We start from the raw sequence: 11,664 nt of genomic DNA, 5'->3' as shown, positions 1-11,664 counted from the left end.
CTGCTGGGCCCCGACGAGCCCCCCGCGCACCTTGCCCCCGGTATGCACGAGGCATGGATCAGGTTCGCCAGGGACGGCGCCCCCGGCTGGGCCCCGTACGACGCCGAGTGCCGGACCACGATGCGCATCGACGCCGAATGGACCCAGGTCGACGACCCACGGGGCCGGGAACGGCGGGTCTGGCGCCGGTGACCACGCGGTCACGCGGGCCGCGCACGCTTCACACGTGGTCTTCCGTGCTCGCCCGGCGGCCGGGCTGCGGCTCCGCGAGGGCGTCGGCCCAGCCCTCGGCCCAGCGGGCGAGGGGGCCGAGGGCCCGGCAGGCGTCCTCGCCCAGGTCGGTGAGGGTGTAGTCACTGGTGCCCCGCTGCGTGACGAGGCCCGCCTCGGTGAGTTCGACGAGGCGCTGACGCAGGACGCTGGAGGACATGCCGTCGCAGCGCTGCTGCAAGGGGCGGAATCCGGTGGGGCCTTGTCGCAGCTCCCACATGACGCGCAGGCTCCAGCGCCGCCCGAACAGATCGAGCGCCGCCATGATCGGACGACCGCCTTCGGAGCCACGAACCGGACGGCCGGGTCTGGGTGTCTCGGCCATGGTGTCCACCCCATTCCCCTAGTGCTTCGTTTTCCGAAACGCTAGCATGAGTGCTCGCTTCGGAAATCGAAGCAACCGGGGCGGCGGGGACGCGACACTCGCTCCGACCGCCGCGAACGAACCAGGAGCAACGCGAGAAGGAGGCAAGGAATGGCCGCTCGCATCGAACCCGCGCCCAAGCCCTATCCGGACTACGCCCAGGAGCCGCTCGGACGCCTGATGCCGCCGGAAGGCGACTCGCTCGTCCTGTTCACGACGCTGGCCACGGACCGACGGCTCTTCGAGCGGTTCCTCGGCGGCGGCCTCCTCGACCGGGGCCACCTCACTCTCAGGCAACGCGAGATCGTCATCGACCGCATCACCGCACGCTGCGGGAGCGAGTACGAATGGGGCGTGCACGTCAGCCTCTTCGCCGAGAAGACCGGACTGACCGACGAACAGATCGCCTCGACCTGCGACGGCGGCCCCGAGGACGATTGCTGGACCGAGGAGGAAGCCTGCCTGGTCGGGCTGTGCGACCGGATCGACGCGGACTGCACGCTGACGGACGCGGACTGGCGGGACGGTCTGAGGTATTACACGCCGCACGCCATCCTGGAGATCCTGATGCTCTGCGGCTTCTACCGCATGGTCTCCTACCTCACCAACGGCTTGGATCTGCCCCACGAGGCATGGGCCGCACGCTTCACGCACTATGGGGCAGGACGCACGGGCGCCAACGGTCCGGCCGTTCCGCTTTCATGACCGCGCTGTACTGTCCGAACGCCATGCGGTGAGACGAGGACGTCCCGGCAGTTCGGCGCGGCCGGTGGCCCACAGGAGGGTGTGCCAGGGGTCCGCGCCGCCCGGTGCATCCGGGAACAGACGGGCCAGCACCCGCGCGCAGAGGTCGGAGGGCGGGGTCCAGGCGACCCCGAGGCCCTCCGCCACATCGTGCATGTGCACCAGCGTCTCCTGCACCCCCAGCGCCGCGAACCCTTCGGGGTCCGAGACCCCGGCGGCGTGGTGGGCGCGGACCTGCGGCGACGTCGTACGCACCATGGCGACCAGCAACGCGCCGCAGGCCTCCAGGACCTGCACGAGCCCGGCCGGGCCTGCCTCACGCTCCGCGTAGACGAAGACCATGGGCGCGTCCGGCCTCTTCTGGCTCAACGCGAAAGGGACATGGGTGTCCAGGGGCGGACTCTGCGGCCCCAGTTGGACGGCGTAGTACAACAGGTAGTTGGCGAGGTGCTCGACGGTCTCCCAGCAGTCCCATTCCAGCGAACCGGCCTTACCGCCCCATCGCTCCGAGGGCGCGTCCCGAAGGATGCCCACGGCGAGCCGCACGGCAAGGTCGACGTCGTCCGCGGTGACGGCAGACGAGGCTGATCCGGTTTCGACTGTTCGCGGCATGTCGGCACGGTATCGCGAGGACGAACAGGAGGCGTTCGCTCATGAGTCGCCAGCTCCTCGGACCCTACGGTTTATGGGTGACCCAGAGCAGCTCCGCCGGCCAGCGGTGGGCCCAGTCGGGCGGGTCTGTCTCGTTGTAGCCGTTGCGTGTTCCGGGTTCGGGGCGCGGCTCGATGAGGTCGTCAATGATGAGACCCGCGCCGCGCAGGACCCTGACCCAGTCACCGTAGGTGAGCTGATAGCTGGTCGCGCCGTCGCCCTCGGCGATGGTGTCCAGCCCGAAGTAGTCCTGTCGCAGCGTCGTGGTCACGCGGCTCGCGGCCTCGTCGTAGCAGGCCTCGAACCATGGGCTGGCGACGTTGAACACCAGGCGACCGCCTGGCCGCAGGACGCGTGCGGCCTGCGGCACGGCCAGGTGCGGCGACGCCCAGCTGAGCCCGCCGAAGTCGCAGAAGACCAGGTCGAAGCTGCCGTCGGCAAAGGGGAGCTGTTCGGCGGCGCCTTGCACCAGCGGGTAGCGGTCCGCACCCATCGCCTGGGACGCGGCGGCGAGTTGGGCTTCGGACAGGTCAAGCCCGACGACGGTGGCGCCCTCGGCGGCGAGCGCCCTGGACCACTGCCCGGCGCCACAGCCGAGTTCGAGGACACGCTTGCCGGTGACATCGCCCAGGGCGCCCAGGCGCGCGTCCGGGATGGAGTACATGCCCCACAGCCGGGGTGAGGCGCCGATCTGCGGGTCGTGCTCGTGCTGGTAGGCGCTGCTGATCCGGTTCCACAGGCGCCGATTGGCGGGAATGCTGTCCACGTCCCGACTCCAGCACTGCCCGGCGGGGGCGGTCAACACCATTACTGATCTCTGACGTACGCTCCGGGGCCGCATGAGCGAGGTGTGGCGGGGCGTCACCCAGGAAGTGGGCGCGGGCCCGGGCGCCGTCGGCGTCGTCGTCCAGATGCAACGGGGCGTGCTGCTTCAGCAGGAACTCCTCGCGCTCCGGCGAGGTGAAGTCGTCCTCGTCGAACTCCCGGGCCCACAGCGCGCGCGTCGCGTCGGCGACCAGGACACGCAGGTCGGCGCCGTCGATGCGGATGCCCCAGGCCGTGAGGTCCGGGCAGTCGAGGAGGGGATGGCGCAGGAATTCCACCCGGTGCGTGGCGGTCGGCAGGCTCATGCGTTCCATCCTGCGGCGCCCACGCCGCCCGCTCCACCGGGTTTCTTCCGAGCCGCTTGAAGATCGACGGTCACTTGCGTCAGGCCGCCGGTGCCGCGGCAGCCGTACGCGCCGCGGGAGCCGCCGTCGGTGTCAGGGAGGCGTACCGCAGAGGGGCCGACGGGTCGATCGAGACGTCCAGCGGCGCGGGCTCGGCGTCCGAGCGCACCAGCAGGTCGCCCACGGCCGCGATCATGGCGCCGTTGTCCGTGCACAGCGTCATCGGCGGCACCCGCAGCTCGATCCCCGCCGCCCGGCAGCGCTGCTCGGCCAGGGCCCGCACGCGGGAGTTGGCGGCCACTCCCCCGACGACGATCAGCGTCCGCACGTCGTGCTCGCGGCAGGCGTGCAGCGCCTTACGGGTCAGGACGTCGGCGACCGCCTCCTGGAGCGCGGCAGCGCCATCGGCGACCGGGGGCTCCTCGTCGCGCAGGCGGTGCTGTTCCACCCAGCGGGCGGCAGCCGTCTTGAGCCCGGAGAAGGAGAAGGCGTACGGGTCGTCACCGGGCTTGGTCAGCGGGCGGGGGAAGGCGACGGCGTCGGGGTTTCCCGTGTGTGCGGCACGGTCGATGGCGGGGCCTCCGGGATAGGGAAGGCCCAGGATGCGGGCCACCTTGTCGAAGCACTCTCCGGCCGCGTCGTCGAGGGTGTCCCCCAGGTGCAGGATCGGCTCGCGCACCAGGTCTCGGACCAGGAGCAGGGACGTGTGGCCGCCGGAGACGATCAGTACGACACACGGCTTCGGCGGCGGCCCGTGCTCCAGGGTGTCGGCGGCGACGTGACCGGCCAGATGATGCACGCCGTAGAGGGGGACGTCTGCGGCGTAGGCCAGGGTCTTCGCTCCGGCAAGACCCACCTGGAGGGCACCGGAGAGGCCGGGGCCGGTGGTGACGGCCACCGCGTCGATCTGGGCGAGCCGCAGCCCTGCTTCGGCCAGGGCTTCCCGTACGACCGGGGTGAATGCCTGGAGGTGCGCGCGGGAGGCGATCTCGGGCACCACGCCGCCGAAGCGCGCGTGTTCGTCCATGCTCGACGCCACCACGTGGGCCAGCAGCTTTCCGTCCTGGACGATGCCCGCGCCGGTCTCGTCGCACGACGACTCGATCCCCAGCACTACCGGTCCGCTCACAGCCGTTCCCCTCTTGCGCATTCAGTGCACACATGCGTAGGCACTGCATCTGCAATATATGTGCAATAAGCGGGGGCCGTCAGTTCGGCTCCCCGGCGCACCGACCCCGCGTGCCGCCCTCGCAGGGAAGCCCGGGTTGGCTCAAATTCCCGCTTGGCCGAGCCCGCGTAACAGGTGATGGACCGAATTCCGTTTAACTCCAGGCCGACGAAGCTCAGCAGGAAATCGAGTCACTGTCGGTTGACTCAATGAACGCGGTCGGTAGCGCGATTTCGCCCTTGCGCCGGAGACGCGACCCGATGACGATGCTCATTCGTGGTCGAGCCACCCCATGCCCAAGGGCCGGAGCACCGGTCTGTTCGCCGGGGGCCGCCCGCGACGTACCGCGCAGTGGCACGTGTCCTCATCCGATGATTCCGTAACGCCGTCCATCGTTCCGCCTGCAGGATGGATAGAGAGTGGAGTCAGCGCAACGCACGCTCATCGCACTGTTCGAAAAAATTTCCGCGCGCTTTCCTGACCGGGTGGCGGTGACGGCGGACGACCGTGACCTCACCTATCAGGAGCTCGACCGCCGGGCCGCCGTGGTCGCCCAGCGGCTGCGGGACGCCGGGGCCGGCAGCGGCTCGTTGATCGGCCTGATGGTCCCGCGCACCAGTGAGCTCGCCGTCGGCCTGCTCGGCATCCTCGGCTCGGGTGCCGCCTACGTCCCCATCGACCCGGGCTATCCCGAGGAGCGGATCGCCTGGACGCTCAAGGACAGTGCGGTCACCCACCTCGTCACCACCGCCGACTACGCCGGGCGCTTCGACGCCTTCGATGTCGATCTGGTCGTGCTCGACGACTCGCGGGCGAATCCGGACGTACCGCTGGATGCGCCGTCGCATACGGGCAGGGCGGGCCCGCACGACCTGACCTACGTCATATACACGTCGGGCTCGACCGGCCTACCCAAGGGCGTACAGGTGGAGCACCGCAACGTCGTGCGGCTCTTCGACGTCACCCACGACTGGTTCTCCTTCGACGAGAACGACGTATGGACGCTGTTCCACTCCGTGGCCTTCGACTTCTCCGTCTGGGAGTTCTGGGGCGCGCTGCTGTCCGGCGGACGGCTCGTGGTGGTGCCGCAAGAGACCGCCCGCTCGCCACAGGCTCTGCACGCACTGCTGCGAGAACAGCGCGTGACGGTCCTCAGCCAGACACCGTCGGCGTTCGTCCGGCTGGCCACGGCCGACCAGCACGCCGACGCGCCGCTGACCGACCTGCGTGTGGTGGTGCTGGGCGGAGAGCGGCTCGAAGCCGTCCAACTGCGCGACTGGGTGGACCGGTACGGCGACGAGCATCCGCGTCTGATCAACATGTACGGCCTCACCGAGGCGACCGTGCACGCCTCGTACCGGCGGATCACCGCCACCGACATCCACGCGTCCGGCGTCAGCCCGATCGGCGTCCCGCTGCCCGATCTCGGCTTCCACGTGTGTGACGAGGACGGCGAGCCGGTCGCCGTCGGCACTCCCGGGGAGCTGTACATCGCCGGAACCGGGCTGGCCCGCGGCTATCTGGGACGCCCGGAACTGGACGCGGAGCGCTTCCTCGAACGGCCCGGCCCCGACGGTGAGATCCAGCGCTGCTACCGGACCGGGGACCGTGTGGTGGCGCTTCCCGACGGCGGCTACGGTTATCTCGGCCGCACCGATGACCAGATCAAGATCCGTGGTTACCGGGTCGAGCCGGGTGAGATCGAAGCCGTCCTCCTCGCGGGGTCCGACGTCTCCGCCGCGGTGGCCGTCGCCCATGACTACGGCGACCACGATGTGCGCGTCCTGGCCTACGTGGCTTCCGACGTCGCGGCACACCTGCTCGCACCTCGCCTCGGCGAGCGGGCCGCGGCCGCCCTGCCCCCGCACATGCGGCCCTCGGCCTACGTGGTCCTGCCCGAGTTGCCGCTGACCCGCAACGGCAAGGTCGACAGGGAGCGGCTCCCGGACCCGGCCGCCGCAACAGCCACCGCACCGGTCACCGCACCGGCCACCGCCGACACCGACACGGTTGAATTCACCAGCACCGAGCGGCGCATCCTCCGTATCTGGCAGTCGGTCCTCGACCTGCCGGAGGTCGGCAGGGAGGTCGACTTCTTCGACCTCGGGGGCACCTCACTCTCGCTGCTGCGCATGTTCGAGCGGACCAATGAGGAGTTCGGCACCGACCTCGACATCACCGTGCTCATCGATGGAGCCACCGTGGCCGACCTGGCCCGCCACGTCGACGCTGCGCTTCCCGCCACCCCACGCACCTCGACGTCCCCGGGGCGACAGGCTGCCGCACCACCATCACCCCGGAGGGACGCATGACCGCTGAGACCGGCTTCACCCTGAGTCAAGAGGCTGTCGCCGCCTTCCACCGCGACGGGTTCGCGGGCCCGTTCACGCTGTACGAACCGGACGAGATCAAGAAGGCGTGGAGCCGCACCCGACTGGAGCTGCTGGACCGCAGCCAGGCCGTCTACAACGAGGAAGCGGCCGTATCCGGGGCGACGAACATCTCCAACTACGACCGCCACCTCGACCACCCGATGCTGGCCGACCACATCACCAGGCCGGAGATCGTCCACCGTGTCGCCTCCGTCCTCGGCCCGGATGTCCTGTGCTGGCGCACCGAATTCTTCCCCAAGTACCCGGGCGACGAGGGCACCGACTGGCACCAGGCGGACACCTTCGCCAACGCCTCCGGTACTCCGCAGATCCAGTGGCCCGGCGGATCCGACTTCGGCGGCACCATCACCGTGTGGTGCGCCTTCACCGAGGCCGACGCCGCCATGGGCTGCTTGCAGTTCATCCCCGGCACGCACCGCACCATGTTCTACGACGAGACCAAGCGCATGCACTACGCGCCGGAGCGGAACACCGCCGTCGACAAGGAGGGCGTACGGCGCGGGTTCTTCGGCTACGACTACCGGGAACTGCAGATCGATCCCGAGTGGCGGCCGGATGAGTCGCGGGCCGTCTCCATGGAGATGCGGGCAGGCCAGTTCATCATGTTCTGGTCCACCCTCATGCACGCCTCCCACCCGCATCAGGGCCTCACCCGGGACATGCGCATGGGCTTCGCCGCCCGCTACGTGCCCACCTCCGTGCAGATCTATCCCGGCACCTCCGCCATCGAGGAGTACGGCGGCCGGGTCAGCCTGGACCGGTACGGGGCGGTGCTGGTCAGCGGCGAGGACACCTACGGCCACAACCGGCTGGCCGAGCGCACCACCCGCGACCACCCCTTCCTCACCCACCCTCCGGCCGGAGTGTGATGCGGACGGTATCCGTGGCAGCCACCGCGGCCGACGCGTCCTTGCCGGTGGCGCTCGCACATGCCCTGCTCGACACCGCCTCGATCCTTCGTGCCCTGCCGGACCGACCGCGGGTGGCACCCGCCGTACGGCTCACCGTGGAGCAAACGCGGGCGTGCCAGCTCCTGTTGGACCAGCTGACCGCCGCCCTCGGCCTGCCCGGAACCGAACTCCTCGACGGGCCGGACGGGCTCTCGGGCGCCGAACTCGCCGTCAGCGGGCGGCTCGGCCTGTCCGCCCCGGGTGCCGTGACCGGGGGCGAGGTGCAGCGGGCGGCGCGGGCGGCGCTCGCCGCCTTCCCCGGGCCCGGCATCGTCGTGCGCGCCCAAGACGGCACACCCCTCAGGTGCTGGGCCGCCGGGCCCGCGGGCGCACCCGCGGTCGTCCTGGTCAGTGCCTGCGGGATGCCCGTCGGGCTGGCCGTGAAGTGGCTGGCCGCACTCTCCTCGGACCACCGCGTCGTGACCTGGGAGAGCCGGAATCTGTTCCCTTCGCCCGACGGCTCGGGACTCGGCGAGCCCGGCGAGCACACACTCGACGCCCAGGCCGCGGACGTACTGGCCGTCCTCGACGGGTTCGGTATCCGCCAGGCCCACGCGCTCGGGCTGTGCGGAGGTGCGGTGATCGCACTCGCCGCCGCGGCCCGGTCGGACCGGATCACGTCCCTGAGCCTGTGGCACGGCGACTTCGAGCTCGGCGGGGCGGCACCCAAGACACCCCACCAGCACGACATCGAGGCGCTCCTGGCCATGGTCTCCCGGGGCCGCCCGCAGGCCGCGGCGATGCACAAGATCATGAGTCGGCCCAGCACCGTGCGGGCGCTGCGCCCGGACATCGCCCACTACCTCATACACCCCTACGCCACACCGGAGCTGCTCCACCGGTACGGCCTGCTGAACGGGGCCCTCATGTCCGCCGACTGCCGTGACCTGCTGCACGCCCCCCAGCCCGCCCTCGTCGTGACCAGCCAGAAGGACACCACGGCCCATCCGGCGGGATCGGCCTACGTCGCCCGGCACCTGCCCCGGGCCCACCTGCACACCCTGCCCGACGGGGACCATCTCACAGCGTTCGACGCGGACGACGGCCTGGTCGCTCTGGCCCGGGACTTCGTGCGGTCCTGCGTTGTCTCGGACCGGAGGGACACATGAGTGAGACCGCCGACCGCATCCGGAACGAAGACCTGGCTGAGGTGATCAAGGAACACCCCGCGGTGGCCGACGCGGTCGTCACCGACGGGCCGGCGGGCCAGGGGCCGCATGCCCGGCTCCTGGCCGACCCCCTCACCGCCCCCGTCCTGCACCGCTCGGCCGCTCTCCAGGCGCAGGGCAGGCTCGGCGGCCTGTCCTGGCACGAGCCGGCCGGAGAGATCCGTGTGGCCGGGCTCAACCGGAGCGAGACCGACTTCCTCCACCGCGAGATCTTCACCGACAACGCCTACTTCCGGCACGGCATCACCTTGCCCGCCGGTGCCGTCGTGGTGGACGCCGGGTCGAACATCGGCATGTTCACGCTTGGCGCGGCCCTGCGCAGCCCCGGCTCCCGGATCATCGCCGTCGAACCGGTCGCCGAACTCGCCGACGCCGTCGCGCTCAACGCCGCCCTGCATGACATCGACGTGACCGTGCTGCGCTCGGCACTGGGCCGCGCCGACGGCGAGACCGTCTTCACCTTCTACCCCCACAACAGCGTCATGTCGGGTCAGTTCGCGGATCAGCGGGAGGATGTCGACGTACTCAGGGACTACCTGCTCACCGATGAGCGGGCACTTCAGGGCGAGCACCTCGACCGGCTGGTGAGCGACCGGATGACCGCGCAGACCCGCCGGGTCCCCGTAACCACCCTCAGCGCAGTCGTCCGCGAACACGGCCTCCCCCGTATCGACCTGCTGAAGATCGACGTGGAGAAGGCCGAGGCCGAGGTCCTTGACGGCATCGACGACAGTCTCTGGCCCCGTATCGAGCAGATCGTGATGGAGGTGCACGACATCGACGAACGGCTCACGGCCGTCATCGCCCGGTTGCGCCTCCTGGGCTTCGACGTCACCACGGAGCAGGACGCCCGTCTCGCCCGCACCCCCTGCCACAATGTCTACGCCCGGCGCCAGGGGATCTCCCCCGCGCCGTCGGCGCTTCCCGCCCCGGCCGCCGGAGGTCCGACCCTGCACCGGCTGGAGGAGGAGCTGCGCGTCCTGATCGCGCTGCGCCTGCCCGCGGCGGTGCCGCCAGGCACCTTCACCCTCACCACCGAGGCGGCCCCCGTCGAGCCGGACCGGACGCCCGGTCACCGGCCCGACTCCGCCTCCGCCTCCGCTCGGGTCGCGGTGCTCGCCCGGGTCTGGGCCCAGCTGTTCGGACCGGACTCCGTCCGCCCGGAAGCGGACTTCTTCGATCTCGGCGGCAATTCCCTGACGGTCGTGCGTCTGATGGCCGCCGTGGAGGACGAGCTCGGGGAGGACGCCCTCTCCCCTGATGTGATCTTCATGGACAGCACGTTCGGCGCGCTGGCCGCCGCTGTCGAGGCCAGTGCGGGCCCCGACCCGGCAACGCCTGCCTGAGCCGCGACGAAGTCAGTGACGAAAGGCCGTGACGAAAGGCGGCGACGAAAGACAGCGATGAAGGCCGCGTCGAAGGCCGGACAGAGGAGCAACCGATCGTGAAGTCAGCGTATTTCGACGACACCCACGCCGCCTTCCGCGAGGAGGTCCGCGCCTTCCTGGCCGCTGAGGTGCTGCCGCACGCGGCGGCCTGGGAGGAGCGGGACACGGTCCCCGCCCACCTGTGGAAACTCCTGGGCGAGCGGGGCTATCTGGGACTGCTGCATCCGCGCTCCGTCGGAGGCGGCGAGCGCGATCTGTTCACCTCGGTGGTCTTCCTGGAGGAGCTCGGCCGCATCGGATACGCGGGACTGCGCGCGGCGGTCTCCGTCCACTCCTACATGGCCACTCCCTACCTGACCCGGATGGCCGACCGCGACCTGTCGCAGCGGTATCTGGCGTCCGCGGTGCGCGGCGAGCGCCTGGCGGCTCTGGCGATCACCGAGCCGGGTGCCGGGACCGACCTGTCCGGTCTTGGCACCACGGCTGTCCGCGACGGCGATCACTTCGTCGTCGACGGCACCAAGTCGATGGTCAGCAACGGCATGACCGCGGACTTCCTGATCATGGCGGTGCGCACCGGCGCCCCGGCGACCGGGCACGGGCCCCGGAGAACGACAGGCCTGTCCCTGCTGGTCGTCGACACCGCGCTCCCGGGCGTCGCCCGCAGTCCACGGCGCACCCTCGGCTGGCGGTCGGCAGGGACGGCGACGATCACCCTCGACGCCGTGCGGGTGCCCGCCGACCGCCTCATCGGCCGCCTCGACAACGGCTTCTACTACCTGATGCGCGGCCTGCAACTGGAACGTCTCACCGCCGCCACGCTCGCGCTCGGCGGCATGGAGGGAACGCTGGAGGAGCTGCGCGCGCACCTGCGCGCCCGGAAGGTCGCCGGGGAGGCACTGGCCCGCAAACAGGCCCTCGTGCACCGCGTCGCCGACCTGGCCACCGAACTGGCGGCGGCCCGCCAGCTCGTGCACCACACCGCGTGGCTGTACCAGGAGGGCGAACTGCCCGCCGTGGAGTGCTCCATGGCCAAGCTGCACACCACCGAGCTGGCGTGCAGGCTGGCCGACACCGCTCTGCAACTGCACGGTTCACACGGTTATCTGGAGGACTCCTACGCGGCGCGCGCCCAGCGCGACGCCCGTGCCGCCACCATCGCCGCCGGGCCCAGCGAGGTGATGCGTGACCTCATCGGCCAAGCCGTCCTCACCTAGGGCCTTGCGTTTGGGTCAGGCCCTGACCCACCGACCCCGTCACGCCGACTTCACCCGCACCGGTTGCGCCACGTCGTCCTGCCGCGCGCTGGTGCGCAGCAGTCCGGCACGGTGCAGCCGCTGCTCCAGTTCCAGTACGTCCTGCGCCGCCTGGCGCGGGCAGCGCGCCGCCACCCCGATC

The 11,664-nt window shown here is 70.7% G+C and carries 11 protein-coding genes and 1 pseudogene; 8 read left to right on the top strand and 4 right to left on the bottom strand.

All coding sequences use genetic code 11. The features are described 5' to 3' along the window. Positions 1–192: pseudogene (locus AB8Z36_RS14520) on the top strand (carboxylesterase/lipase family protein); the annotation flags it as partial. A gap of 28 nt (positions 193–220) precedes the next feature. Here AB8Z36_RS14520 and AB8Z36_RS14515 read toward each other — a convergent pair. Further along, positions 221–535 (bottom strand): winged helix-turn-helix transcriptional regulator, encoded by a 315-nt coding sequence (locus tag AB8Z36_RS14515; RefSeq protein ID WP_369213696.1) that lies wholly within the window; start codon positions 533–535, stop codon positions 221–223. A gap of 210 nt (positions 536–745) precedes the next feature. Between AB8Z36_RS14515 and AB8Z36_RS14510 the strand changes: the two genes are divergently transcribed. After that, on the top strand, positions 746–1,339 hold the full coding sequence (locus AB8Z36_RS14510) for a carboxymuconolactone decarboxylase family protein (protein ID WP_369213695.1): 594 nt from the start codon (positions 746–748) through the stop codon (positions 1,337–1,339). On the opposite strand, the gene AB8Z36_RS14505 is transcribed toward AB8Z36_RS14510, so the two are convergent. Both AB8Z36_RS14505 and AB8Z36_RS14500 read right to left on the bottom strand, forming a co-directional pair. Next, the gene (locus AB8Z36_RS14505; RefSeq protein ID WP_369213694.1) at positions 1,334–1,990 is read right to left on the bottom strand and encodes a hypothetical protein; all 657 of its coding nucleotides are present in this window, start codon (positions 1,988–1,990) and stop codon (positions 1,334–1,336) included. The genes AB8Z36_RS14510 and AB8Z36_RS14505 overlap by 6 nt on opposite strands. A 64-nt stretch (positions 1,991–2,054) precedes the next feature. After that, positions 2,055–2,795 carry a class I SAM-dependent methyltransferase gene (locus tag AB8Z36_RS14500; RefSeq protein WP_369213693.1) on the bottom strand — a complete coding sequence of 247 codons (741 nt, stop codon included), beginning with the start codon at positions 2,793–2,795 and terminating at the stop codon, positions 2,055–2,057. 73 nt (positions 2,796–2,868) lie between these two features. On the opposite strand from AB8Z36_RS14500, the gene AB8Z36_RS14495 reads away from it, so the two are divergent. Further along, on the top strand, positions 2,869–3,219 hold the full coding sequence (locus tag AB8Z36_RS14495) for a hypothetical protein (protein ID WP_369213692.1): 351 nt from the start codon (positions 2,869–2,871) through the stop codon (positions 3,217–3,219). 19 nt (positions 3,220–3,238) lie between these two features. Here AB8Z36_RS14495 and tsaD read toward each other — a convergent pair whose 3' ends face one another. Continuing rightward, entirely contained in the window at positions 3,239–4,348 is a 1,110-nt protein-coding gene (gene tsaD / locus AB8Z36_RS14490; RefSeq protein ID WP_440581918.1) for a tRNA (adenosine(37)-N6)-threonylcarbamoyltransferase complex transferase subunit TsaD, read from the bottom strand. A gap of 437 nt (positions 4,349–4,785) precedes the next feature. Here tsaD and AB8Z36_RS14485 point away from each other — a divergent pair, with 437 nt between their 5' ends. The 5 genes from AB8Z36_RS14485 to AB8Z36_RS14465 all read left to right on the top strand — a co-directional run bounded on the left by AB8Z36_RS14485 (position 4,786) and on the right by AB8Z36_RS14465 (position 11,483). Beyond that, positions 4,786–6,678: an amino acid adenylation domain-containing protein gene (locus AB8Z36_RS14485; protein ID WP_369213690.1), complete on the top strand. Its 1,893-nt coding sequence runs from the start codon at positions 4,786–4,788 to the stop codon at positions 6,676–6,678. Further along, positions 6,675–7,628, top strand: coding sequence for a chlorinating enzyme (locus AB8Z36_RS14480; protein ID WP_369213689.1), 954 nt, complete (start codon positions 6,675–6,677; stop codon positions 7,626–7,628). Before AB8Z36_RS14485 ends, AB8Z36_RS14480 begins: the two co-directional genes overlap by 4 nt. 14 nt (positions 7,629–7,642) lie before the next feature. Further along, positions 7,643–8,818: an alpha/beta fold hydrolase gene (locus AB8Z36_RS14475; RefSeq protein ID WP_369213688.1), complete on the top strand. Its 1,176-nt coding sequence runs from the start codon at positions 7,643–7,645 to the stop codon at positions 8,816–8,818. Then, positions 8,815–10,224 (top strand): FkbM family methyltransferase, encoded by a 1,410-nt coding sequence (locus AB8Z36_RS14470; RefSeq protein ID WP_369213687.1) that lies wholly within the window; start codon positions 8,815–8,817, stop codon positions 10,222–10,224. Before AB8Z36_RS14475 ends, AB8Z36_RS14470 begins: the two co-directional genes overlap by 4 nt. 98 nt (positions 10,225–10,322) lie before the next feature. Then, complete coding sequence (locus tag AB8Z36_RS14465) at positions 10,323–11,483, top strand: acyl-CoA dehydrogenase family protein (RefSeq protein WP_369213686.1); 1,161 nt, start codon at positions 10,323–10,325, stop codon at positions 11,481–11,483. Positions 11,484–11,664 lie beyond the last annotated feature (181 nt).

Origin of the sequence: Streptomyces flavofungini (assembly GCF_041028215.1) — a bacterium.
Taxonomy (GTDB): domain Bacteria; phylum Actinomycetota; class Actinomycetes; order Streptomycetales; family Streptomycetaceae; genus Streptomyces; species Streptomyces flavofungini_B.
The sequence above is the reverse complement of the archived record's forward strand: the minus strand, read 5'-3'. Positions and strand labels throughout refer to the sequence as shown.

What these genes read in the sequence shown, in the direction of transcription:
- tsaD (WP_440581918.1), bottom strand. Translation starts at nt 4,348, where the DNA reads ATGCGCAAGAGGGGAACGGCTGTGAGCGGACCGGTAGTGCTGGGGATC.
- AB8Z36_RS14510 (WP_369213695.1), top strand. Translation starts at nt 746, where the DNA reads ATGGCCGCTCGCATCGAACCCGCGCCCAAGCCCTATCCGGACTACGCC.
- AB8Z36_RS14495 (WP_369213692.1), top strand. Translation starts at nt 2,869, where the DNA reads ATGAGCGAGGTGTGGCGGGGCGTCACCCAGGAAGTGGGCGCGGGCCCG.
- AB8Z36_RS14505 (WP_369213694.1), bottom strand. Translation starts at nt 1,990, where the DNA reads ATGCCGCGAACAGTCGAAACCGGATCAGCCTCGTCTGCCGTCACCGCG.
- AB8Z36_RS14515 (WP_369213696.1), bottom strand. Translation starts at nt 535, where the DNA reads ATGGCGGCGCTCGATCTGTTCGGGCGGCGCTGGAGCCTGCGCGTCATG.
- AB8Z36_RS14480 (WP_369213689.1), top strand. Translation starts at nt 6,675, where the DNA reads ATGACCGCTGAGACCGGCTTCACCCTGAGTCAAGAGGCTGTCGCCGCC.
- AB8Z36_RS14470 (WP_369213687.1), top strand. Translation starts at nt 8,815, where the DNA reads ATGAGTGAGACCGCCGACCGCATCCGGAACGAAGACCTGGCTGAGGTG.